Source organism: Microbispora sp. CSR-4 (assembly GCF_008033685.1).
In the GTDB taxonomy this organism is placed as follows: domain Bacteria; phylum Actinomycetota; class Actinomycetes; order Streptosporangiales; family Streptosporangiaceae; genus Microbispora.
The window spans coordinates 180,822-204,936 of sequence record NZ_VJVX01000003.1 but is presented as its reverse complement, the minus strand read 5'-3'; the positions used below and the strand labels follow the sequence as shown (position 1 = coordinate 204,936).

Genomic DNA, 24,115 nt, shown 5'->3' with positions numbered 1-24,115 from the left:
TCGTGGTGGTCCCGCACACCCACTGGGACCGGGAGTGGTATCTGCCCTTCCAGCGGTTCCGGGTCGGGCTGGTGCGGGTGCTCGACGAGGTCCTCGACGCCATGGCCGCCGACCCCGCCTACCGGTTCACGATGGACGGCCAGCTCGCGGCGATCGAGGACTACCTGGAGATCCGGCCCGCCCGGCGCGGCGACGTCGCCCGCTTCGTCGCCGAGGGACGGCTGGCCGTGGGGCCCTGGCTGATCCTCGCCGACGAGTTCCTGTGCTCCGGCGAGACGCTGCTGCGCAACCTGGAGTACGGCATGCGGGGCGCCGCCGCGCTCGGCGGCGCCATGCCCGTGGGTTATCTGCCCGACCAGTTCGGCCACTGCGCCCAGATGCCGCAGATGCTGGCGCTGGCGGGGCTGCGCCGGGCGTGCCTGTGGCGCGGCGTGCCCGCGCACGTGGACCGCGACGTGTTCGACTGGACCGGCGCGGACGGCACCACGGTGAGGACCACGTATCTGCCCGGCGGCTATGGCAACGCCTTCGGCCTGTTCACCGGCCCGGCCGAGGAGATGCCCGACCGCGTGGCGGCCTTCGTCTCGACGGCGGAGGGCTGGTCGTCCGGCGGCACCCTGGTCGCGATGTACGGCGCGGACCACTCGGCCCCGGCCCGCGAGGTCACCGCGTCCGGGCTCCGCGTCGCCACCCTCGCCGAGGCCCTGGCCGGAGATTCGGCCGGCGTTCCTGACGGCGTTCCAGCAGGTGGGGAGGTGCCGCGGGTCGTGGGCGAGTTGCGCTCGCACGCGCGGGCCAACATCCTGCCCGGCGTGATCTCGGCCCGGGTGCCGATCAAGCAGGCCATGGCGCGGGCCGAGCGGGTGCTCACCCGCTACGCGGAACCGCTGTCGGCGCTGTGGCTCCCCGGCGACTCCGCCTGCGGACGCCTCATCGACATGGCCTGGCGGTCGGTGATCGCCTGCAGCGGGCACGACTCCGTCACGGGGTGCGGCTCGGACGAGACCGCCCAGCAGGTCGCCGCGCGGATCGCCGAGGCCGGGCAGACCGCCCAGGCGGTCGTGGACCTGGTCGCGGCGTCCCTCGCCGAGGCCGCGCCCAAGGGCGCGCTCGTGGTCGTCAACCCGTCCCCGTTCGAACGGACCGGCCTGGTGCTCGCCGACCTGCCGGAGGACCGCGCGTCCCTGGTGGACGCCTCGGGCCTGCCCGTCCCCGCGCAGCGGCTCGAACACGCCGCCACGCTGCTCGACGAGACCGTCATGGACGACCTCTCCCGGCTCCTCGGGCGCGTCCACGAGCGGGAGCTGTACGGCCACGAGATCGTCTCCTGGCACGCCGGGGACGGCGTGTTCACCGTCACCGTGAGCCGGCACGCCTCCGGCGCGTACGCCTACGAGGACCTGCGCGGGGCCGTCGTGTCGGCCGGTCCGGGGCCGTGGATCGTCCGCACGGTGGCCGAGCCCGTGGTCACCGTGGCGGCGCTGGTCACCGTGCCGCCGCTCGGCCGTGCCGTCCTCACCGCCCGTCCGCCCGAGCCCCGGCCGCCCGCCCCGGTCCCGTACGCCCTGCGTACGGACGCGTACGGGTTCGAGCCGGTGCTGGACAACGGGCTGCTGCGGGTGCGCGTGGCCGACGACGGGACGCTCTCGCTGCGCGGCGCGGACGGCACCGAGGTCCACGGCGTCGGGCGGATCGTCCACGGCGGGGACGCCGGGGACACCTACAACCACGCGCCCCCGCCGCACGACCGGCTCACCGACCGGCCCTCCCGCGTCGACGTCGAGGAGATCTGCTCGGGCCCGCTGACCGGCGCGTACGAGATCACTCGGGTGTACGACTGGCCGACCGGCCTCGGCGGCGACACCGACGGCTCCGAGACCGTGCCCACGGCCGTCACGACCCGGGTGGAGCTCAGGGCGGGCGAGCCGTTCGCACGGTGCGAGATCACCATGGACGTGCGCTGCCGCGACCACCGCGTCCGCTGGCACGCACCGCTGCCCCGCGCGGCGGACGGGTCGTACGCCGAGGGACAGTTCGCCGTGGTGCGGCGCGGCCTGACGGCCGAAGGCGGGGGCGGCGAGCGGCCGATCCCGACCTTCCCCGCCGAGTCGTTCGCCGCCGCCGGGGGCCTGGCCGTGCTCCTCGACCACGTCACCGAGTATGAGATCGTCACGGACGAGAAAAGCGGGGGCGAGATCGGCAGGCATGAAGCCGGCGGGGACGGGGCCGAGCTGGCGCTGACGCTCGTGCGGTCCGTCGGCTACCTTTCCAGGAACCGCAACCCCTACCGCGACGAGCCCGCCGGGCCCGAGGTGCCCACCCCGGCCGCCCAGTGCCAGGGGCCGCTGACCGTGCGCTTCGCCGTCCTGCCGTACGCGGGAGAGTGGCACGAGGCCGGGCTGCCGAGGCTCGCCGAGGAGTTCCGCCACGACCTGCTCGCCGTACCAGGCGCCGCCCCCGCCGAGCAGACAGACGCGGCCGGAAGGGAGAGCGCCGCCGAGGCCGCGGACGCGAGCGGGGCGGCAGACGCAGCCGAGGCGGCGGACAGCGGCACGGCGTGGGACGCGGATGAGGACGGCCCGCCCGAAGGCGGACGCGTCGCGATCAGCGGCGACGGCCTGGACCGAGGCGGTCATGCCGCGATCAGCGGCGACGGCCTGGACCAAGGCGGTCATGCCGCCATCAGCGTGGAGGGCCGGCGAGGAGGTGGCCGCGTCGCGATCAGCGGGGACGGTGTCGTGATGGCCGCTCTGCGCGAGCGGGGCGGACGTCTGGAGGTCCGCCTGGTGGCCGAGCATCCCACGGCCACCGAGGCGGTCGTCCGGGGAGATTTCACCGCGGCCTGGACGGCCGACGTGCTGGGCTCTCCCCTGAGCCCTCTGGAGGTGTCTCGCGACGAGGTGGTTCCGAACGGAGCGGTGCCGGAATGGCTGGTCTCCGGCGGCGTAGGTCTGGATGGAGTGGTCAGGGACGGGGTGGTTTCCGGCGACGTGATTCTGGATGGAGTGGTTGCGGACGGGGTGGTTCCGCGCGGGGTGCTACCCGGTGAGCTGTCAGACGACGGTGGGGCGGACGCACCGGGACTCTCGGGACGGGCGGGATCTCTGGGTTCGTCGGGGTCCCCGGACTCCTCGGGGTCCTGGCGGACGGTGCGCGTCCCGCTGAGGCCCTTCGAGATCGCGACCGTTCATCTTGGTCATCTCGATCATTTCGGTCATCTCGACGGAGCCTGACGCCCGGCCGCCCGGGTTCCCGCACGAGACCTGTACTGAGACCTGGACAGAGAACTCGCACAGGCCCATCGCGCAGGGCCCACTCGCACGGCCTCCACACGGAGCAACCCGGCAGAGGAGCCAGACAGGGCACCCGGACAAGGCACCCGGACAGGGCACCCGGACAAGGCCGCCGCGCAGAGCCGCCGTACAGGCCCCGCACAGAGCCCGCGGCCCGCGCGTCGTCGTCCGCGCGTCTTGCGTGCGCTCGCCCGTGCCTGATCGGCTGCCGTCTGGTCGCCGAGGGCGCGTCCGGCGGGAGTCTCCGGGTCCGACGGCGGCCCTGCCGGGAGACGGTCTCCCGGCAGTGGCCGCCACCGGCCCGGACGCTGCCCGACGGGTTACTGCCCGCCCTTCTGCACGTAGGAACGGACGAACTCCTCCGCGTTCTCCTCGAGCACCTCGTCGATCTCGTCCAGGATCGCGTCGACGTCGTCGGTGAGCTTCTCGTGGCGCTCCTGGACGTCCGGGGACGCCTGCGCCTCGACTTCTTCGACTTCGTTCTCCTGCCGTCCGGTCTGCTTCTGGCCGCCGGTCTCCTTGGTCGCCATCCCTGACACCTCCGCTGCTCGGGGGGACGCCTCTCCCCATATCTTCCCCGAACCGACCGACAATGCGCGCGAAAGAGCGTGCGATCTTCGGCCCGGCCGCTCTGGCCAGACAACCCGCTGAGCGCCGGGAAGGCAAACGCCCGGGGATCCGGCCCCGCCGCGGACGCACAGGGCATCGGACAGCGCCTTCGTTAGACCGGATCGTTATCGACCTCACACTCTTCGTGGCCGCCTTTCGGCGCAGCGCTACCGTGTGCGGGACGACAATTGATGGATCACGGCACGACCTAGCGTACGGGTGGTCGATGGCATCGCACGCACGGCAACTGCTGGCGGATCGGTACAAGCTGCTGACGCCCTTCCGGCGCGACGGCGGCGGGATCATGTGGCAAGCGCACGATCTCCGTCTCAAGCGTGATGTCGCGATCAAGGAAGTGCAGCCGCCTTACCGGGTGGACGTGGCCGATCTGCAGGCCGCCCGCCGGCAGGCGCTGCGGGAGGCCCGCTCGGCGGCCCGGCTCAGCCATCCGGCCGTCATCACCGTGCACGACCTGCTCGAAGACAAGGGCCGGCTCTGGATCGTGACGGAGCTCCTGCAGGGCGTCACCCTGAGCGACACCGTCCGCCACCTCGGCCGGCTGCCGGTCCACTGGGCCGCCTGGGTGGGCTTCCAGCTCCTGTCGGGCGTACGGCACGCGCATTCGATGGGCGTCGTCCACGGGGACATCCGGCCCGCCAACGTCGTGCTGACCGAGGACCGGGTGGTGCTGACCGACTTCGGCATCGCCGCGTTCGACCGGGACGCGGGCGGGTCGACGACCGTGCCCGTGGGGCGGTCCGGCGCCTATCTGGCCCCCGAGCGGCTGCGCGGGAAGGGCCTGGCCCCCGCCGCCGACCTGTGGTCGTTCGGCGCCACGTTGTACTGCGGAGTGGAGGGGCGGCCGCCGTATCCGGCCGCGCAGCCGTTGCCGGCCGCGGCGCTGCTGGGCCGCCAGCCGGAGCCGCCGCACCGGGCGGGCCCGCTGCGACCGCTGATCGAGGGGTTGCTGCGGCACGACCCGGAAGAACGGCTCACCATCGACGAGGCGATGCGCGTGCTGGTGGACGTGTTGCGGCGGCAGGGCATCCCGGCGGCGGCGCCCGGCCGGACGGCCGGAGAGCTGCCGAGCCTCGGCGCGGCCGGCGCCGTGCCTTACGCGGCCCCGTACGCGGCGTCCGGCACGGCGCCCAGACCGGGCGGGGCGCACCAGCACGGCCGTTCCTCCGGCCACGCGCGGCCGCCGGCACCCCGTGAACTGACAGCGCCCCGCGAACTCGCGGTGCCCCGAGAGTTCGCCGTGTCCCGGGAACTCCCCGTGCCTCGGGAGTTCCCAATGCCCCGGGAAGTCCCGACGCCACGGGAGCGGATGGTGCCGGGAGAGCTCACGACCGGGCGCTTCTACGACGTGGAGGCGCGTCGCCGGGACCATTCCCACTGGCCCCTTCCCACGACCGGGCCCAGCCTGCCCTGGCCTCCGCGTCTCCCGTAGCCACCGAAGGCCTCTGGCCAGCCTCCGTAGCTCCCGGTAGCCCTCGCGGGCTCCGGTAGTCCCGGCTGGCCTCCGTAGCTCCGGTAGCCCCGAATAACCCGTGGTAGCTACTGGCCCCATAGCCCCGGCCGCCCCCGCATCACAGCCTCAGAAGCCCCCGGTAGCCCCTGGCCCATAGCTCCCGGAGCCACTCGTGGCCCCCGGAAGGCCCCCGGCCGCAAGGCCCGACGAGGCCGGGCGGCTCCCCGTGTGGGTGGCCAGGGGAGCCGCGTGTTCCCGGCCCGAGATCAGTCGTCGTGGTCGACGCGGAACTTGATGATCCGTCCGGTCGCGATCGCGACGTAGACGTCATACTCCGTGTGGCCCTTGCGCAGCTCGACCTTCCAGGTGCGGTAGCCGTGCTCCCACTCGCGTTCGACCTCGGTGACCCGAGCGCCGGGCACCCGCTTCTTCGCGATCGCGACCGCCTGGCGCCAGGTGATCGCGGCCGTGGAGGCGGAAGCCTTGGCGACGGAGGCCCGGGAGAGGGCGGCGGAGGAGAGGGAGGCCGAGGCGGCCGAGGAGAGCGGTGCGGGCGCGGCGACGGCGACGGCGGTGCCCCCGGCGGCCAGGGCGGTGACGGTGACGGCGGCGGCGAGAGCGATCTTCGTTGTGTGTCTCATGCGTCGAGGCTCGCAGCGATCATGTTAGGGCCGCGCTAAGCGATCCCTAAAGCATCGCTGCCTCATCCTCGCTCCGCCGGAATCCCTGTGTCAGCGCCGATCCGAGTCGCCGCGCGCCGAGCCCAGGAGCAGGCGCACCTCGGCGCCGCCGAGGTCCGACCGGCCGACGGTCAAGGAGCCGCCCGACTCATCGGCCGCGCGGCGGGCGATGTCGAGCCCGAGCCCGGTCGAGCCCGCGCCGCTCTCCCCGCGTCGCGGCGGCCCGCCGGGGCCGAAGCCGGGGCCGGCGTCCGAGACCGTCAGGGCCGCGGCGTCGTCCGGCCCGGGGGTCAGGAGCACGCGGAAGGACGTCCCGTCGGGGGTGTGCGCGAAGACGTTGCCGAGGAGGGCGTCGACGCAGTCGGCCAGGTCCTCGGCCGCGACCGCCACCGGCAGCGGGCCGGGCGCGAGGTCGAGCGTGACGGTTCTCGACTGGTCCTCCGCCAGCACCGACCAGAACTCCACCCGGTCGCGCACCACGGCGACGGCGTCGCAGGAGGCCCGTTCCCGCGACCGCCGCCGCACGTCGTTGATGACGGCGGTGACCGCGCGCTCCAGCGCGTCCACGCGGGCCTCCATCCTGGCCGCCTCGCCGGGATCGGCCAGCGACTCCGCTTCGAGCCGCAGGCCGGTCAGCGGGGTGCGCAGCCGGTGGGAGAGGTCCGCCACCATCTCGCGCTCCTCGGCGAGCAGGTCGGAGATGCGTCCCGCGAGGTGGTTGAGTGCCAGCCCCGCCGTACGGACCTCGGGTGGGCCCTGCGGGGTCGCCCTGGCGGTCAGGTCGCCCTTCGCGAGGCGGTGGGAGACCTGGGCGAGAGCCGTGGTGGGCCGGACGACCGCGCGTGCGAGCCGGTCGGCGACCACGATGCCGAGCCCGACCAGGGCGACCCCGAGGACCAGCAGAGCGAGCCAGGTCCGGTGGACGCCTCGGTCGAGGTCGTCGTCGGAGAGGAACGCGCGGACGACGGCGGTGCCGCCCGGCGCCCCCTGCACCGCCATGAGGATCTCCCTGCCGCCCGGCACGGCCGCGGTCAGGCTCCGGCCGCGTGCGGCGAGGTCGACGGCGCGGGTGCGGGCCGCCTGTGCCCCGAGCACGCGGCCGTCCGCGAGGAAGACCGTGACGGGGTGTCCGCTCGACGCGCCCGCCTGCTCGGCGGTCAGCCGCAGCGTCTCCTCGTCCACCGCGCCCACGGCCACGGCGACGGACTCGGCGGCCCGCGTGGCGGAGTCGACGGCCTCGCTGTGCGCCACCGACCGCACGAGCAACGCCAGCGGCACCAACAGCGACACCAGGACCAGCGACGTGGTCGCCGCGACGAGGGCCGCGAGCCAGCGCCTCATCGGCTCATTCCGCGGGCGAGGGCGGCGCGGTCAGGCGCACGCCCACCCCGCGGACGGTCTGGAGATAACGCGGCTGCTGCGCGGTCTCGCCGAGCTTGCGGCGCAGCCACGACAGGTGGACGTCGACCGTCTTGTCGGTGCCCCCATAGGGGATGCGCCAGACCTCGGTGAGCAGCTCGCGCTTGGTGACGACCTGCCCGGCCCGTGCCGCCAGATAGTGCAGCAGGTCGAACTCCCGCGGCGTCAGGTCCAGCACCGCCCCGTCGAGCGTCGCCTCCCTGGCGCCCGGGTCGACGCGCAGCGTCCCCACCATCAGGGAGGTGTCCGTACGCCCGGTGTCGATCCGGCGCAGCACGGCGCGGATGCGCGCGTCGAGCTGCGCGGCGCTGTAGGGCTTGATCACGTAATCGTCGGCGCCGGCGTCGAGCAGACGGACCATGTCGGCCTCCCCGTCCCTGGCGGTGGCGACGATGACCGGCACGCGGCTCACCGCGCGGAGCATGCGCAGCAGGTCGGCGCCGTCCATGTCGGGCAGGCCGAGGTCGAGCACGATGAGGTCGGGACGGTCCTCGACGGCCGAGCGCAGGCCGTCGAGGGCGGTGGAGGCGGAGGAGACGGCGTGCCCGCGGTCGCGCAGGCTCCGGGTGAGGGAGGTGCGGATGGGGGCGTCGTCTTCGATGAGCAGCACGCTTGGCATTTGACCGTTACGGTAGCCGCCCGATGGAAGCGGCATAAGTCCGTTATCCGGGCCTTAGCATTCCCTTAGCGTTCGGAGTGGGAGAGTGACGGCGTGAACAGCCGTCTCGCACTCGCCGTCGCCGGGTGGCTGCTGGCCGCGGCCCTCGCCACCGGTACGGGCGTCGCCGTGCTCGGCCTGCTCGGCCGGCCGCTCACCGGCCCGGCGGAGCGGCTGATGACGGACGAGGACATCAGCCTCGCGCTCGCCCGGGAGACGCCGCTCGCCCAGGACACCCCGCTCACCCAGGACGCCCGGCCTGCCCAGGACACCCCGCTCACCCAGGACGCCCGGCCTGCCCTGGAGACGCCGCTCGCCCTGGAGACGCCGCTCGCCGAGGACGCCCCGGGCGATACACCGAGCGGCACCCCGGGCGCGCTCTCCCCCACCGTCCCCTCCGATGAAGCCTCGGCGGGCCCTTCGGGCGCACGGACGCCGGGCGTCGCGCCCGGGCGCAGGCTCGTCTCCACGGACGCGGGCAGCGTGATCGCCCGATGCGACGGCGAGCTGGTCCGGCTCCAGTCGTGGACGCCGGCCCAGGGCTTCGAGGTGGACGACGTCGACCCGGGGCCGGACGACCGCGCGCGGGTGAGGTTCGAGTCGGACGAGGCCCGGCTTGAGGTGGAGGTGCGCTGCTCCGGCGGTGTCCCGGTCCCCCGGATCACCCGGCACGACGACTGACGGGAGACACCGGCCGCCGCCGATCGCGGCGCCCTGCCGTACGGCCCGCACCGGCCGCCGCCGGCCCCGGCGCCCCGGTCAGCTCTCGCCGGTGAGGGCGGCGACGAGGTCGGCGGCCGTACGGCACCGGTCGAGCAGGTCGCCCACGTGCGCCTTGGTGCCGCGCAGCGGCTCCAGGGTCGGCACGCGCTGGAGCGACTCGCGGCCCGGGATGTCGAAGATGACCGAGTCCCAGGACGCGGCGGCGACCGACTCGCTGTACTGCCGCAGGCACCGGCCGCGGAAGTAGGCCCGGGTGTCGGTGGGCGGCAGCTCGACCGCCCGCTCGATGTCCTCGTCGGTCACCAGGCGCTGCATGCGGCCCCTGGCGACCAGCCGGTTGTACAGGCCGCGGTCGGGGCGGATGTCGGAATACTGCAGGTCGACCAGCTGCAGCCGCGGATGCGACCACGGCAGGTTGTCGCGGGTGCGGTAGCCCTCCAGGATCTCCAGCTTGGCGACCCAGTCGAGCTCCCGGGACAACTGCATCGGGTCCTCCGCGAGCCGGGTGAGCACCGACTCCCAGCGGTTGAGCACGTCCTTGGTGAGGTCGTCTACTCCCGAGCCGAAGCGGTCCTCGACGTACTTGCGGGCCTGCTCCAGGTATTCCATCTGCAGCTGCACGGCGGTCATCTTCCGCCCGTTGCGCAGCGCGATCTCGTACTTGCAGGTGGGGTCGTGGGAGACCGCGCGCAGCGCCGCGACCGGCGACTCGGGGGTCAGGTCGATGGTGAGGAACCCCTCCTCGATCATCGCCAGGACCAGCGCCGTCGTGCCCAGCTTCAAATAAGTCGAAATTTCCGACATGTTGGCGTCGCCGATGATCACGTGCAGGCGGCGGTACTTCTCCGGGTCGGCGTGCGGCTCGTCCCGGGTGTTGATGATCGGCCGCTTGAGCGTGGTCTCCAGCCCGACCTCGACCTCGAAGAAGTCGGCCCGCTGGCTGATCTGGAAGCCCTCGCCGCGCGAGTCCTGGCCGATGCCGACCTTGCCCGCGCCGCAGACGACCTGCCGCGACACGAAGAACGGCGTGAGGTGCCTGACGATGTCGGCGAACGGCGTCGCGCGGCGCATGAGGTAGTTCTCGTGGCAGCCGTACGACGCGCCCTTGGCGTCGGTGTTGTTCTTGTAGAGCTGGATGGGGGAGTTGCCGGGCATGGAGGACGCCCGCACGGCGGCGTCGTACATGACCCGCTCGCCCGCCTTGTCCCAGATCACCGCGGCCCGGGGGTTGGTGCACTCGGGCGTGGAGTATTCCGGGTGCGCGTGGTCGACGTAGAGGCGCGCGCCGTTGGTCAGGATCACGTTGGCGAGCCCGAGGTCCTCGTCGGTGAGCTGACTCTGATCGGCCACCTCACGGGCCAGGTCGAACCCTCGGGCATCGCGGAGCGGGTTCTCCTCCTCGAAGTCCCACCGGGCCCGGCGAGCCCGGGCGGCCGACGCCGCCAGGTACGCGTTGACGACCTGTGAGGAGGTCACCATCGCGTTCGCTCCCGGTTGACCAGGCACGGCGATGCCGTACTCGGTCTCGATGCCCACCCCCCGCCGACCCGTCATTCGCACCCCGCCTGTATCAGGCCGTCGTAGTCATATCCGAGCCTAGCCCTTTCTCTATGCCCTGCTACCGAACAGTTACGGCACAGATGCCTCGGGACTTTGCGCCGGAATGGCCGTCGTAGTCCGGGAGATACCCCCGCCGCCCCGGGGACGGGACCGCCGCGAGCGGTCGAGCAGTGCCCCCAGCCTGGCACGAAGCCAGCGCTGACCGGGTTTGTCGACCAAACGGTAGATCAGATAGGCGATCCCGATCGAGACCGCCATCGTGATCGCGGCCAGCGGCCACGGGTCCACCACATCTCGATATGCGGGGATCACGACGGCCGAGATCGTCTGGTGCACGAGATAGAGGGGATACGTGAGGGCCCCCAGGGTCACGAGGCGTCGCCAGCGCACCCACCGCAGCCAGCCGAGGGCGACCGCGGCCATCAGGAGGTAGACGACCGTGATCGCGACGACGACGGCCTCCGGCGGCGCCGGGTAGTGCTTGATGCCGACCAGGCGCACCCGCTCCCCCACGCGCTCCATGGCGGCGTACAGGGACATCCCGTAGCCGGCGGCGACCAGCAGCCACGGGACGAACGCGCCGGAACGCGCGCCGAAGCGGTGGATCAGGAAGAAGGCCATGCCCGCGATGAAGTACGGCGCCTGCCGCGGCATGAAGACGAAGACGAGCGTCTCGTTCTGAGTGAGCTCGGCCAGCAGCGCCAGGCCGCACCAGGCCACCAGGAACACCAGGCAGCGCCGCATCGTGATCCCCACGAGGGAGAACAGCGCCATGAGCACGTAGAACCGCAGCTCCACCCAGAGGGACCAGAAGACGCCGCCGGCGTGGCCCACGCCGAACGCCCCCTGGAACATGGTCAGGTTGAGCAGATACTCGCCGTCGCTGAGCTTGGGGTCGAACCCCGCGACCCCGCTGAAGCGGTACATGATGAAGATCATCAGTACGGCGAACCAGTACGCCGGATACAGCCGCGACACCCGGGAGACGGCGAACTCACCGACCGTGTGCCCCCAGACGCTCATCAGGATGACGAACCCGCTGATGAGGAAGAACAGCTCCACCCCGAGGATGCCCAGCGTGGTCAGGCGGGCGACCGGCTCGAACAGCTTGGTGGGGTATTCGTCCCACAGCGACTTGCTGGCCGCCATGAAATGGAAGGACATGACGGCGAACGCGGCCACGAACCGCAGGACGTCGAGCTCGACCAGGCGGCGGCCCTTGGCGGCCGCGGCGGCGCCCCGCGGCCGGGCCCTATCCAAGGCACTGCCCGAGGCACTGCCCAGGGCTCTGTCCGGCCCCATTTCCGGCCCCATTTCCGGCCCCCTGTCCGGCGCGGCCGAGACCGGATCGGACTGTCGCACGGGCCGTCTTACCGGCTGTCTCACAGGCTGCCCCACAGCGGACATCCGCGCGAGCCAAGAAAGATCATGCCTTCTTTGACGTGATCAGCCCGGGTTTCGGTTCCCTCTGATCACGATCGTTATCAAGGGTCACTTCTGCCCCGCCCGCCGCCGCCCTGCCCGCGTTCCCGCGCCGGGAAGGGCCTGAAATGCCGGAGGAGCGGCGCGACCCGCAGGTCGCGCCGCTCCTCGATGGCGACGGTCCGGCCGGAGCCGGGGTGTTACAGGTACTGACCGGTGTTGGCGACCGTGTCGATCGACCGCCCGGCCTCGGTGCCCTGCTTGCCCTGCACGAGGGTGCGGATGTAGACGATCCGCTCGCCCTTCTTGCCGGAGATGCGGGCCCAGTCGTCGGGGTTGGTGGTGTTGGGCAGGTCCTCGTTCTCGGAGAACTCGTCCACGCAGGCGGCCAGCAGGTGCGAGATCCGCAGACCCTTCTGCCCGGTCTCCAGGAACTCCTTGATGGCCATCTTCTTGCCCCGGTCCACGATGTTCTGGATCATGGCGCCGGAGTTGAAGTCCTTGAAGTAGAGGACTTCCTTGTCACCGTTGGCGTATGTCACCTCGAGGAAGCGGTTCTCCTCGCTCTCGGCGTACATCCGCTCGACGACCCGCTGGATCATCGCGGCGATCGTGCCCTCGCGGCTGCTGCCGTGCTCGGCCAGATCGTCCGGGTGCAGCGGCAGGTCGCTGACGAGGTACTTCGAGAAGATGTCCTTCGCCGCCTCGGCATCGGGCCGCTCGATCTTGATCTTGACGTCCAGGCGGCCGGGCCGCAGGATCGCCGGGTCGATCATGTCCTCGCGGTTGGAGGCGCCGATGACGATGACGTTCTCCAGGCCCTCGACACCGTCGATCTCCGAAAGGAGCTGGGGAACGATGGTGTTCTCGACGTCGGAGGACACACCGGAGCCGCGGGTGCGGAAGATCGAGTCCATCTCGTCGAAGAACACGATCACCGGGGTGCCCTCGGAGGCCTTCTCACGCGCCCGCTGGAAGACCAGGCGGATGTGCCGCTCGGTCTCGCCGACGTACTTGTTGAGAAGCTCGGGGCCCTTGATGTTGAGGAAGAAGCTCTTGCCGGACTGGCCCGTCTTCTCCGCGACCTGCTTGGCCAGGGAGTTGGCCACCGCCTTGGCGATGAGCGTCTTGCCGCAGCCGGGCGGGCCGTACAGCAGCACACCCTTCGGCGGGCGGAGCTTGTGCTCGCGGAACAGATCGGCGTGCAGGGAGGGCAGCTCGATGGCGTCCCTGATCTGCTCGATCTGCCGGCCGAGGCCGCCGATCTCCTCGTAGGAGATGTCGGGGACCTCTTCGAGGACGAGCTCCTCCACCTCCGACTTGGGGATGCGCTCGTAGACGTAGTTGGAACGGGGTTCGAGCAGAAGGGAGTCACCGGCCCGCAGCGGCTGGTCGAGCAGCGAGTGGGCGAGCTTGACGACCCGCTCCTCGTCGGCGTGCGAGATGACGAGCGCGCGGTCGCCGCTCTCCAGCAACTCCTTGAGCATCACGATCTCGCCGACGTCCTCGTAGCCGAGGGCCTCGACGACGTTGAGCGCCTCGTTCAGCATGACCTCCTGGCCACGCTTGAGCGAGTCGACGTCGACCGCCGGACTGACGTTCACGCGGAGCTTGCGCCCGCCCGTGAACACCTCGATCGTGCCGTCATCCCTGGCTTCGAGGAAGACGCCGAATCCGGACGGCGGCTGTGCCAGCCGGTCGACCTCCTCCTTGAGGGCGACGATCTGGTCCCTGGCCTCCTTGAGGGTGGAGACCAAACGCTCGTTCTGGCTAGTAAGGGCGGCCACCTGAGCCTGCGCCTCGTGGAGGCGCTCCTCGATGACCCTGGCCTGCCGGGGAGACTCGGCCAGCTTCCGGCGCAACGCGGTGATCTCCTCTTGCAGGAAGGAGACCTGTGTTGTGAGATCCGCGACCTCCCGTTCGCGCTGCGCGGCTCGAGCCTCAGCGTCGTCGCGAGCTGCCACGCCCCGTCACCTCCTTCCCCGTCGAGAACGACTACTCAAGACCCTACCTATCTTGGCGCTGTACGTAACCTGGCCGGGCAGTGTTCGTGTAGTTACGTTGGGTGTTCGGCGTTTGATACCTTATGGACCGATTGTTCGGTTCACCATTAGGAACACACCCATATGTTCCCGTGTCACGCGGCTTTGCCGGGTTGTGGCTGAATCGTCACACTTGTTCGATCCCCTCTCCGTACGCCCCCTTGGCGGGACGCCTGCGCCGCGGCGGGGGCGTGACGCCGTCCGCCATGCGACGGGCCGTCACGAGAAACCCCGTGTGGCCGACCATCCGGTGGTCGGGCCGTACGGCGAGACCTTCGACATGCCAGTCGCGAACCAGGGTCTCCCACGCGTGAGGCTCGGTGAAACTCCCGTGCTCCCGCAGGGTTTCCACCGTTCTGGACATCTGGGTCGTCGTTGCTACATAGCAGCAGATAACTCCCCCAGGAGTAAGGGACTTCGCCGCCGCGTCAACGCACTCCCAAGGGGCGAGCATGTCGAGGATGACGCGATCCACGTCCGTCTCGTCCAGAGCGTCGACGAAGTCACCGACCACAAGACGCCACTGCCCCATCGGGCCGCCGAAGAACTTCTCCACGTTCTTGGTGGCCACCTCGGCGAAGTCGGCGCGCCGCTCGTACGAGGTGACCTTCCCCTCCGAGCCGACGGCGCGCAGCAGGAAGCAGGTGAGCGCGCCGGAGCCCACGCCGGCCTCGACCACCCGGGCGCCCGGGAAGATGTCGGCCATGGCGACGATCTGGGCCGCGTCCTTCGGGTAGACCACCGCGGCGCCGCGCGGCATCGAGACCGCGTAGTCGGCCAGCAGGTGCCGGAACGCCAGGTAGGCCGTGCCTCCGGAGGACCGCACCACGGACCCCTCGGGCTGTCCGATCAGGTCGTCATGCGGGATCGACCCCTTGTGCGTGTGGAAGACGCCGCCCTCTTTCAGCGTCACCGTGTGCCGCTTGTTCTTGGGGTCGGTGAGCTGGACCTGATCTCCGGCCTGGAACGGGCCGTGCCTGCGAAAACCCATGCGGAAAAGGCTAGTGCCCGCGACCGACGAGATTCGCCGGGACGGAGCGGTGGCCGGAGTCGTGCATCGCAAGGCGGAGGAGGAGACCATAGCCGGGCTGTGGGCGACGACGACAACGCGGCGAGGCGCCGCTCCGGGCGACACGATGGGGCGAAGATCGGAGGAAGGGGCACGGGGTGCCCGCGACCGACGAGATTCGCCCGCGCGGAGCGGGGGTGCTACGTGGCGTGCAGCAACCCAGCGGGGCGCGTGACAACCCGGCAGAGCGCGTGACACCCCAACGGGGCTTACAGCAACCCAGCGGGGCGCGTGACAACCCGGCAGGGCGCACGGCAACCCGGCGGGGCGCGGCGGTGGCCGGGAAAACGCCTGGCCGGTGCGGAGTCGCTGCTGGTAACAATGGGACATGTTGCCCCAAGAGGCGATCCCCGCCGGACCGGCCGTGCTGCGCCTGCCCGTCGAGGGGGATGCCGACCAGATCGCCCGAGCCTGCGCCGACCCCGAGATCGCGAGGTTCATCCCCTTTGTCCCTTCCCCGTACACGCGGGACGACGCGCTGACGTGGATCACCAAGACCGTGCCCGCCACCTGGGAGAACGGCGGAGCCGACTTCGTCGTCGCCGACGCCGCCACGGACGAGGTGCTCGGCGCCGCCGGGCTCAAGCCGCAGGACCGGTTCGGCGGGACGGAGGTGGGCTACTGGCTCGCGCCGTGGGCACGCGGGCGCGGCGTCGTCACGGCCGCCGTGCGGGCGCTCGCCGAGCATGCCTTCGCCCGGGGCGTCCCGCGGATCGAGTTGTACGCCGACGTGGAGAACGTCGCGAGCCAGCGGGTCGCCCTGCGGTGCGGCTTCGCCCATGAGGGGGTGCTGCGCGGGGCCGGCGGTCCCCGGGGCGGCACCCTCGCCGACCTCGCGGTGTTCGGGCGGCTGAGCACCGACCCCGGCGACCCGATCGCGCCCTTCCTGCCGTTCTTCCCCGGAGGGTTCCCCGGTGGCTCGCTCACCGACGGCGTCGTCCGGCTCACGCCGCTGACCACGGCCGACGCCGCCGACTATTTCGCGCTGGCGTCCGTGCCCGACGTGATGGACTCGCACGTGCCGCCCGGGCAGCCGGAGTACGCGGACTGCGAGGTGCTCTGCCGGTACGCCGGGCACCGGTGGCTGACCGGCCAGCGCGCGGACATCGCCATCAGGGACGCAACCACCGGCCAGTTCGCCGGGGAGATCCAGCTCACCGGCGTCGTCCCGCCGCTGGGCCAGGCGATGCTCGGTTACAGCCTCCACCCGGACTTCCGCGGCAGGGGCCTGGTGACGCGTGCGGCGAACCTGCTGGTGGAGTGGGCCTTCACGCACACGCCGCTGCGCCGGATCATCGCCGGGACCGCGCCGGGCAACGCCGCGTCCCACCGCGTGCTGGAACGGGCGGGCTTCACCCGGGAGCACCTGGTGAAGGGACTGCTGCCCGGCCCGGACGGCACCCGGCTCGACGACATCCAGTGGGCGCGGACACGCCCCTGAGCGCAACGGACCTCCCGCGCCCGGATGCCGCCCGGAACCCGGCACCCGAGCGCGGGCCGTCCGCGGCGCGGAACGCCCTCCGGACGCCCCGCCCACGCCTTCGGAGACCGGTGGCTCAGTCGGCTCCGTACGCGGCCCGCAGCTTGGCGAAGGCGGCGTCGGTGCCCTGGAGGGCCCGGTCGATCTCCTCGTCGGTGTGCGCGGCCGACAGGAACCAGTTGTGCCAGGGGTGGAGATAGACACCCTCCTCCAGGCAGTGCCCGGCCCAGGCGATGCCCTTCTCCAGGGTCTCGTCGCCTTCGAAGGACAGCCACGGCACCTGCACCGGGCCGGTCTGACGGACCACGAAGCCGTGCGCCGCCGCCTGAGCGGCGAGGCCCTCGCGCAGCCGGGTCCCGGCGCGGTGCATGAGCGCGGGGCCGTCGGTCTCGCGCAGGATCTCGATCGTCGCCTTGGCGGCGGCCATGGCCGTGGCGGAGAACCAGAAGGAGCCGGTCGAATACAGCGTCTGGGCCGCCCCGCGCAGCGCGTCGGTCCCGGTGACCGCCGCGATGGGGAAGCCGTTGGCCATCGCCTTGCTCCAGGCCGCCAGGTCGGGGCGCACTCCGAGCGGCTCCCACGAGCCGCGCAGGTCGAGCCGCCACCCGGCGCGTACGTCGTCGATGACCAGCGCCGCCCCGATCCGGTCGGCCAGCGCCCGCAGGCCCCGGGCGAACTCCGCGTCGGCGTCCTCCTGGTCCTCGAACGAGTCGTGCTTGAACGGGGTGACGAGGATGGCGGCGACGTCGCCGTCCGCCTGTGCGGCGGCGGCCTCGGCGCTCGCGAGGTCGTTGTAGGTGAACTCGATCGTGTCCGCCCGCTGGTTGGGGGTGACGCCCGAAAGGCCGGGCGTGCACCAGGGGTCGGCGCCATGGTAGGCCCCGTGGGCGACCAGCACCTTGGTCCTGCCCGTCGCCGCCCTGGCCACCATCAGGGCCTGGGTCGTGGCGTCGGTGCCGTTCTTGGAGAACATCGCCCAGTCGGCGGAGGGGATGAGGTCCACCAGCAGCTCGGCGAGCTCCACCATGACCGGGCCGGGGCCGTTCAGGCAGTCGCCCTCCGCCTGCTGCGCGGCGGCGGCTGCCTCCACGCGCGGGTTGCGATGGCCGACGATCATCGGCCCCCAGCTGCACATCAGGTCGACGTACGCACGGCCGTCGGCGTCCCACTGCCGGGCGCCCTCGGCGCGTACGAAGAACTGGGGGTAGCGGTCGCCGTGCAGGGCCGCGTTGAGGTGGCCGTACATGCCACCGGGGATGACCTTCGCGGCACGGGCCCGCAGGGAGGCGTCGAGGGACATGGGCGGCACTCCTGGGATCGGAATATCGGAGATGTGGGGGCCGGGCGGGGAGCCGGGTCAGGCGTCCGGGCCGGGGTCGGCGGCGGAGAAGCCGTCCAGCCCGGCGTCGGAGCCGAGCCCGCCCGCGACCCGTGCGGCGACGGCGGTGCCGAGGCGCGCGGCGCCGAGGACGTCGCGGCCGTGCAGCAGTCCCGCCGCGAATCCGGCGCAGTACGCGTCGCCGCAGCCGGTGGTGTCGACCACCGGCACGTCGAGGGCGGGCACCCGGGTGACTCCGTCGGCGGTGGCCACGAGGCTGCCGGCCGCCCCCAGGGTGACGATCACGCCCTTCGGTCCCTCGGCGAGCAGCGCCGCCGCGGCCTCCTCGGGGGTCGCCGCCCCGCTGAGCATGAGCGCCTGCTCCTCGTTCGGCAGGAGGTAGTCGACGTGGGGCAGGAACGCCCGGACGCCGGGCATGAGGTCGGGCATGTTCGACAGCAGGTCGAGCGTGACGGTCGTGCCGCCCTCGCGGGCCTTGTCGAGCAGGGCGAAGAAGGCGGGGTCGTGCAGGCCCCAGGTGACGTCCATGCCGCCGAGGTGCACCACCTTCGCGCCGGTGAGACGATCCGCGTCGAGGTCGGCGGTCGCCAGGCCGAGGTTGGCCCCCGGCACGTGGAACGACGGCCGTCCGCCGTCGGGGCGGATGGGCAGGATGGAGGCGGCGGTCTGCTCCCCCTGCCTGCGCACCACGCCGCTCACGTCGACGCCGTGCCTCGCCATGATCATCAGGAGGAAGTCGCCGAGCTCGTCGTCGCCGACGGCGCCCATCGAGGCGACCGGTACGCCGATCTTCGCCAGGGTCACGGCCGTGCCCGCGGCGGCGCCGGCCGCGGTGATGCGGATCTGCTCCAGCAGGTGGGTGTCCTGACCGGCCGGGATCGACTCGACCGGGCGGGCCAGGACGTCGACGATATGCACGCCGACCGTCACTACCGTCATGAGCGGATAATAGACGGGCGCCCGACTAAAATGTCAACCGAGGTGGTGCACCATGCCGAAGATCGTCAATCATGAGGAGCGCCGGGGCGAGGTCGTCGCGGCGGCGCGCCGGATCATCCTGCGCGAGGGCATCGAGGCCGCGACGACGCGGGCCATCGCCAAGGAGGCCGGCTACTCCAACGGGGTGCTCACGCACTACTTCGCCGACAAGGACGAGATCCTGCTGTCGGCCCTGGAGGCGTCCCATCGCCGGATCACCGACCGGCTGCGGGAGAAGCTGTCGGGCCGCACCGGCCTTGAGGCGCTGCGCGAACTGCTGCTCGACAACGTGCCGCTCGACGACGAGCGGGCCGGGGAGACCGGGCTGGAGGTGGGCTTCTGGGGGCGCAGCCTGACCAGCCCCGCGCTGCTGGAGGTCCAGCGGCGGGAGGCCGCCGAGCTCCGCTATCTGGTGACGAGCCTGCTCAGGTGCGCCGCCGAGGCCGGTGAGATCCGTACGGACGACGACCTGGAGGACGTGGCGGAGCGGCTGCTGGCGCTCGTGGACGGGCTGAGCGTGCACCGGCTGCTGTATCCCGCGCACGTCACCGCCGAGCGGCTGGAACGGCTGATCCTCGGCGAGATCGACCGGCTGCGCGACTGACCGGAGCGCACGGGATCGTCACCTCCCGGTTGGAAGCCCTGCGCCACCTGCGCGACGGCCCCGGAGCTCACCGGGCCGGTCTTGCTGTGCCCGATCTCGTTAGGCGGACGCCGTGCCCGGTGCTTATTGGGCGAACGCCGTGCCCGGTTGCCGCCCGCGCGTGAGCACTTCCCGCGCCCGGGCCGCTGAGCTGCGCCTCCGGCTCTGGGCCCCCGGAAGTCTGGGCCCCCGAAGTCTGCGCCCCTCGATCTGGGCCCCTGGATCTGCGCCCCTCGATCTGGGCCCCTGGATCTGCGCCCCTGGATCTGGGCCCCTGGATCTGGGCCGCTGATCCGGCCGCCGGGAGCCGGTGGTCCCGGCGGCCTCGGATCGTCAGGCGGTGCGATGGGGCTCGTACCGCATCGTGCGCGAGACGCCGACACGCACGGTCGTGCCGGGCAGGATCGGCACCGGCTCGTTCGGCGGGATGTCGTAGAAGTTGGGGTCGCCGGGCGGCTGGATCTGGGTGCCGTTCACCGAGCCAAGATCGAGCAGGTTGACGTCCCAGTTGTCCAGGAAGACCCGCAGGTGGCGGCGCGACACCGAACCGTCCGGGCTGGTCACCCTGGCCGGCCTGGCCTCGCCCGACTGCACCTCGGGCGCGCGCTCGGGGTCGCGGCCCAGCAGGTAGTCGGCCTCCAGCGGCAGCGCCATGCCGTCGTCGAGCAGCAGCACGCCGAGCAGCGGCCGAGGACCCTTGTAGGGCACCACGGCCCGCTGGTCGATCGGGATGCCGCAGACCGCGCAGTAGGGCGCGCGCGGGTCGTTGAAGTGGTCGTTCTTGCAGTCGACGCCGTAGACCATCGGCCGCTGCTCCGGCTCGGGCGTCGCGTCCAGCTGGGTCGCCTCGCCCGGATCCTCGTCCGCGAGCGCGTGCGGCACCGGCTCGAACGGCCCGCTCGGCGGGCCGTCAGGACCGCCCGGGTCAAGCGGCGGGTTCAGGTCGTGCGGCGGGTTGGGGTCGTGCGGGGCGCCCCGATCCTCGGCGGGCTCGGGCAGCGGGGGCAGCGGCTGCGGTCCCGAATGGTGTGCCGGACCCGGATCGGGGAGCGGAGGCAGCGGCTGGACGGGCGGCGGCGACAGGGGCTGGGACGGTCCCGGAGACGGCGCTCCCTGCTCCCCAGACGGCACGCCGGACAGCGGACCCGAGTACGGCGACACGGGCGGCGGAGGCACGGTCGACGGCACCACGGGCCCACGCGGGGCGATCGGCTCCGGAGCGCCGATAGGCGGGGGCTGCACGCCCTGCTGCTGCGGCTGGGGCGGGCGCGGGGGCAGCGGCGGGAAGGCGAGGTCGCCGTGCCGCGTGAAGTCGCACTCCACCCCGGCCCCGGTGACCACACCGCCGTCCAGCCGGGCGTACGGGCTCGACGGGCCCGCTCCCGGCAGGCGCAGCTCGACCCGGGACACCGGGCCGTTGACGAGGCGATCGGTCCAGGTCAGCGCGTCGTGCCCGGCGAGACGGACCTCGCCGTCGGGACCGCCCGACACGGTCGCGTACGCGGCGCCGCTGACCAGCACGGCCACGCCGCCCCCGGCGGGCCCGGCGACCGCGCAGGCCGTCGGCTCGCCGCCGATCGACCTGTCCATGGCGCGCGCGAGGACCTGGGCCACCCGCCGGGCCAGCGCCCGGCCGTCCCCGCCCGTCGTGGCGGTCTCGTGCAGCGCCGCCAGCAGGTCCTCGACCGGGTGGTCGCCACCGGTGGCGCACACGAGCAGCAACCCGTTCAGATGGGCGACCACGCCCTCCCCCGGCAGCGGGCGGACCACCCCCACGCCCTGTTCCGTCACAGAAGTTCTCCCTCCGGAAACGCCACCGGATGACCGGCACCATCGCCGGCACGCCGTGTGCCGGATCGATCACCCCAGAAAGTAGCAAAAAAGAATGATGAAGCGGCCTGCGGGAGTGCGCCACGGGTGCCCGGACGGCGGCCGGCCCCCGTTCTGATCTGCGGAAGCACGCGAGGGATGCCCGGGCGACGACCGGCCCAGGTTTCGGTCTGCGGGAGCACGCGGCGGGTGCCCGGACAGCGGCCGGCCCCGGTCTCGAACTGTATGAGCGCGCGACGGGCGCCCAGGCGACGACCGGCCGAGTTTGCGATCGGCACCCCGGTCTCCGGGGACCCGCCGTACAGACGCGCTGGCCGCCCCGGCGGGCCGGGCCGCTGCCCGCGCCGTTTCACGGACCGCTCCCCGCGCCGTTCCCCGGGCCGTTTCACGGGCCGCTCACACACCGCTGAACATGCGGTTGACGTCGGCCGTGGCGAGCACGCCGTAGATCTCACCGCCCCGCTCGACGAGCAGGTATTCGGGCGCGGGGGCCTCCCGCATGGCGTCGAGCAGGGACTCCCCCTCCAGGTCGGCGCCGAGCACGAGCGAGGGCTCCAGGGAGCGGGACAGCGCGCCGACGTTCACCCACGGCCTGCGCTGCTCGGGAGTGGCGTTGACCGCCGCCTCGTTGACGATGCCGACCGGCCGCCCGTCGTGGTCGACCACCACCATGGCCCCCGCCCCGGCCTCCCGCGCCCGGCGCAGGCCCTCGGAGAGCGGCACCTCGGGAGTGACCGGGATCGCCCTGCGGGCCAGCACCCGGGCCCGCAACTGCGGCAGCCGGGCCCGCACGCGGGCCACCCGCAGCGCCTGGGAGGCCCCGAGCCAGATGAACGACGCCAGCACCACCGTCCAGAGCATGCTCCCGATCCCCGGCTCCTGGCCGGACATCAGGTTCATCAGGAGGGGCACGACGACTATCGCGACCGCGACGCCGCGGCCGACCCACGCGGCGGCCAGCGTGCCGATGCCGGCGTCGCGCTTGGCCTTCCACACGGCGGCCCGCAGCATCCGGCCGCCGTCGAGCGGCAGGCCGGGGAGGAGATTGAAGATCCCCACGATCAGGTTGGACGACCAGAGCTGCCAGATCAGCACCGGCACGAGACCGTCGGGCGGGCGGAGGAACATGGACAGCGGGTCGACGGGACCGGTCACGAACGCGACCGCGGACACCAGGTAACCGATCGCCGCGAGGCCGAGCGAAAGCAGGGGCCCCGCGAGCGCGACGTTGAACTCCCGGCCCGCCGTCTCGGGTTCGCGTTCGATCTCCGAGACGCCGCCCAGCATGTAGAGGGTGATCCTGCGCACCGGAAGGCCGTAGTGCTTGGCGACCACGCAGTGCGCCAGCTCGTGGAGCAGGACCGAGCCGTAGAGCAGGACGGCGAAGACCAGCGCCACCACGGAACTGCCGAGGAGCCCGTATCCGGGGAGACTGGCGGCGAAGACCGGCTGGAAGCTGTACGTGATGAACGCCGCCACGATGAGCCAGGTGGGCGAGACGTAAACGGGGATGCCGAAGGGCCGCCCCATCCGCAGTCCGGTGGACTCCTTGACAGGTGTGCTCATGTGCCGCCTTCCCCTCCCGCGCTCCTCGATGCTACGTGCCGGAGCGTGAGATCAGCCTAAGAGCTCGCCCGCCCGTTGCGCACCGTGTGATCGTCGCCGCGACGTCCCGGGAAGGGCGGGGCGGAAGCGTTCTGTCGGCCCGGTGTCCTACAGTTCCGGCATGACCCTCGCCGAAGAGCGCGCCGTGATCGGGGCGCTATCCCCCTCCCGGGCCGGTGACTTCATGACCTGCCCCCTGCTCTACCGGTTCAGGGTGATCGACCAGCTCCCCGAGCGGCCCTCGGCCGCCGCGGTCCGGGGCACGCTCGTTCACGCCGTGCTGGAGCGGCTCTACGACCTGCCCGCGGAGGCGCGGACGGTCGCCGCCGCCCAGGACCTGCTGGAGCCCCAGTGGCAGCGGCTACTCGCCGAGGAGCCCGACTACGCGGGGTTGTTCGAGAACGACGCGGAGCGGGACGCCTGGCTGACCCAGGCCCGCGGCATGGTCGAGCGTTACTTCACGCTGGAGGACCCCCAGCGGCTGGAGCCCGCCGAGCGGGAGATGTACGTCGAGGTCGTGCTCGAAAGCGGGCTGCTGCTGCGCGGCTACATCGACAGGCTCGACGTGGCCCCGACCGGCGAGGTGCGGGTCGTGGACTACAAGACGGGCACGGCGCCGGGGCGCGAGTGGGAGGCCAAGGCGCTGTTCCAGATGAAGTTCTACGCGCTGGCGCTGTGGCGGCGCAGCGGCCAGGTCCCCAGGATGCTCCAGCTGATGTACCTGGGCAACGGTGAGATCATCCGCTACGTCCCCGACGAGGCCGACCTGCGGGCGACCGAGCGCAAGGTCGAGGCGCTGTGGGCGGCCATCGAGCGTGCCGTACGCACCCGTGAGTGGCGCGCCCGCCGCTCCCGGCTGTGCGACTGGTGCGACCACCAGGCGCTGTGCCCGGAGTTCGGCGGCACCCCGCCGCCCGTGCCCGACCGCGAGCCCGGGCTGTCGGCCCGCGTGAGCAGGAGGTCGGCCAGCGACGAGCTGTGACCGCGTCTCCCGGATCTCCCCACGCCTCCCGGATCTCCCAGACCTCCGGGTCCCCCGGCGCTCCCGTGTCCGCGTCTCCCGGATCTCCCCTTGCCCCAGATCTCCCCACGCCTCCCGGATCTCCCAGACCTCCGGGTCCCCCGGCGCTCGCGGGGCCGCGTCTCCCGCGCCCCGGGCGCGTCCGGGGCTGCCGCCTCGCTGCCCGACGCGATCACGTCCGCCCGGCCGAGCCGGAGGCACGCGCACGTCACGTCCCTCGTCGTGCCCGGCCAGTTGGCCTCCGCCGCTCCTCCGCGAGGAGGAGGGGGATAT

Annotated in this window: 18 protein-coding genes; 6 read left to right on the top strand and 12 right to left on the bottom strand. The window is 72.3% G+C overall.

Translation table 11 applies throughout. The features are described 5' to 3' along the window. Nucleotides 1-2 precede the first annotated feature (2 nt). A complete protein-coding gene (locus tag FLV34_RS05555) occupies nucleotides 3-3,233 on the top strand; it encodes an alpha-mannosidase (RefSeq protein WP_261985666.1) in 3,231 nt (1,076 codons plus the stop codon). A 380-nt stretch (nucleotides 3,234-3,613) separates the two neighbouring features. Here the strand turns inward: FLV34_RS05555 and FLV34_RS05550 are convergent, their stop codons facing one another. Continuing rightward, on the bottom strand, nucleotides 3,614-3,823 hold the full coding sequence (locus tag FLV34_RS05550) for a ubiquitin-like protein Pup (protein WP_142647352.1): 210 nt from the start codon (nucleotides 3,821-3,823) through the stop codon (nucleotides 3,614-3,616). 305 nt (nucleotides 3,824-4,128) lie between these two features. Here FLV34_RS05550 and FLV34_RS05545 point away from each other — a divergent pair, with 305 nt between their 5' ends. Next, entirely contained in the window at nucleotides 4,129-5,352 is a 1,224-nt protein-coding gene (locus FLV34_RS05545; RefSeq protein WP_187280546.1) for a serine/threonine-protein kinase, read from the top strand. Nucleotides 5,353-5,639: 287 nt separating this feature from the next. Here FLV34_RS05545 and FLV34_RS05540 read toward each other — a convergent pair whose 3' ends face one another. The 3 genes from FLV34_RS05540 to FLV34_RS05530 form a co-directional block, all read right to left on the bottom strand. Further along, the gene (locus tag FLV34_RS05540) at nucleotides 5,640-6,014 is read right to left on the bottom strand and encodes a PepSY domain-containing protein (protein WP_142647354.1); all 375 of its coding nucleotides are present in this window, start codon (nucleotides 6,012-6,014) and stop codon (nucleotides 5,640-5,642) included. Between the two features lie 90 nt (nucleotides 6,015-6,104). Beyond that, on the bottom strand, nucleotides 6,105-7,394 hold the full coding sequence (locus FLV34_RS05535) for a HAMP domain-containing sensor histidine kinase (protein WP_147942516.1): 1,290 nt from the start codon (nucleotides 7,392-7,394) through the stop codon (nucleotides 6,105-6,107). A 4-nt stretch (nucleotides 7,395-7,398) separates the two neighbouring features. Continuing rightward, the gene (locus FLV34_RS05530; RefSeq protein WP_147942515.1) at nucleotides 7,399-8,091 is read right to left on the bottom strand and encodes a response regulator transcription factor; all 693 of its coding nucleotides are present in this window, start codon (nucleotides 8,089-8,091) and stop codon (nucleotides 7,399-7,401) included. A gap of 93 nt (nucleotides 8,092-8,184) precedes the next feature. Between FLV34_RS05530 and FLV34_RS05525 the strand changes: the two genes are divergently transcribed. Continuing rightward, nucleotides 8,185-8,811 (top strand): hypothetical protein, encoded by a 627-nt coding sequence (locus FLV34_RS05525; protein ID WP_147942514.1) that lies wholly within the window; start codon nucleotides 8,185-8,187, stop codon nucleotides 8,809-8,811. A 78-nt stretch (nucleotides 8,812-8,889) separates the two neighbouring features. On the opposite strand, the gene dop is transcribed toward FLV34_RS05525, so the two are convergent. The 4 genes from dop to FLV34_RS05505 form a co-directional block, all read right to left on the bottom strand. After that, nucleotides 8,890-10,407 (bottom strand): depupylase/deamidase Dop, encoded by a 1,518-nt coding sequence (gene dop, locus FLV34_RS05520; RefSeq protein WP_147942513.1) that lies wholly within the window; start codon nucleotides 10,405-10,407, stop codon nucleotides 8,890-8,892. Nucleotides 10,408-10,482: 75 nt separating this feature from the next. After that, on the bottom strand, nucleotides 10,483-11,673 hold the full coding sequence (locus FLV34_RS05515; protein WP_205830158.1) for an acyltransferase: 1,191 nt from the start codon (nucleotides 11,671-11,673) through the stop codon (nucleotides 10,483-10,485). Between the two features lie 362 nt (nucleotides 11,674-12,035). Continuing rightward, a complete protein-coding gene (gene arc, locus FLV34_RS05510; protein ID WP_147942512.1) occupies nucleotides 12,036-13,799 on the bottom strand; it encodes a proteasome ATPase in 1,764 nt (587 codons plus the stop codon). 205 nt (nucleotides 13,800-14,004) lie between these two features. Further along, nucleotides 14,005-14,868, bottom strand: a complete 864-nt coding sequence (locus FLV34_RS05505; protein WP_142647360.1) for a tRNA (adenine-N1)-methyltransferase — start codon at nucleotides 14,866-14,868, stop codon at nucleotides 14,005-14,007. 406 nt (nucleotides 14,869-15,274) lie between these two features. On the opposite strand from FLV34_RS05505, the gene FLV34_RS05500 reads away from it, so the two are divergent. Next, nucleotides 15,275-16,387 carry a GNAT family N-acetyltransferase gene (locus FLV34_RS05500; protein ID WP_142647361.1) on the top strand — a complete coding sequence of 371 codons (1,113 nt, stop codon included), beginning with the start codon at nucleotides 15,275-15,277 and terminating at the stop codon, nucleotides 16,385-16,387. 115 nt (nucleotides 16,388-16,502) lie between these two features. Here FLV34_RS05500 and FLV34_RS05495 read toward each other — a convergent pair whose 3' ends face one another. Both FLV34_RS05495 and FLV34_RS05490 read right to left on the bottom strand, forming a co-directional pair. Then, nucleotides 16,503-17,726 carry an aminotransferase class III-fold pyridoxal phosphate-dependent enzyme gene (locus tag FLV34_RS05495; RefSeq protein ID WP_142647362.1) on the bottom strand — a complete coding sequence of 408 codons (1,224 nt, stop codon included), beginning with the start codon at nucleotides 17,724-17,726 and terminating at the stop codon, nucleotides 16,503-16,505. Nucleotides 17,727-17,783: 57 nt separating this feature from the next. Further along, the gene (locus FLV34_RS05490; RefSeq protein WP_142647363.1) at nucleotides 17,784-18,704 is read right to left on the bottom strand and encodes a carbohydrate kinase family protein; all 921 of its coding nucleotides are present in this window, start codon (nucleotides 18,702-18,704) and stop codon (nucleotides 17,784-17,786) included. A 52-nt stretch (nucleotides 18,705-18,756) separates the two neighbouring features. On the opposite strand from FLV34_RS05490, the gene FLV34_RS05485 reads away from it, so the two are divergent. Further along, nucleotides 18,757-19,347: a TetR/AcrR family transcriptional regulator gene (locus FLV34_RS05485; RefSeq protein WP_142647364.1), complete on the top strand. Its 591-nt coding sequence runs from the start codon at nucleotides 18,757-18,759 to the stop codon at nucleotides 19,345-19,347. Nucleotides 19,348-19,719: 372 nt separating this feature from the next. Here FLV34_RS05485 and FLV34_RS05480 read toward each other — a convergent pair whose 3' ends face one another. Beyond that, a complete protein-coding gene (locus FLV34_RS05480) occupies nucleotides 19,720-21,177 on the bottom strand; it encodes an FHA domain-containing protein (RefSeq protein ID WP_147942511.1) in 1,458 nt (485 codons plus the stop codon). A 435-nt stretch (nucleotides 21,178-21,612) separates the two neighbouring features. After that, nucleotides 21,613-22,782: a site-2 protease family protein gene (locus FLV34_RS05475; protein ID WP_142647366.1), complete on the bottom strand. Its 1,170-nt coding sequence runs from the start codon at nucleotides 22,780-22,782 to the stop codon at nucleotides 21,613-21,615. Between the two features lie 160 nt (nucleotides 22,783-22,942). Between FLV34_RS05475 and FLV34_RS05470 the strand changes: the two genes are divergently transcribed. Then, a complete protein-coding gene (locus FLV34_RS05470) occupies nucleotides 22,943-23,803 on the top strand; it encodes a PD-(D/E)XK nuclease family protein (protein ID WP_142647367.1) in 861 nt (286 codons plus the stop codon). The last annotated feature ends 312 nt before the right edge of the window (nucleotides 23,804-24,115 follow it).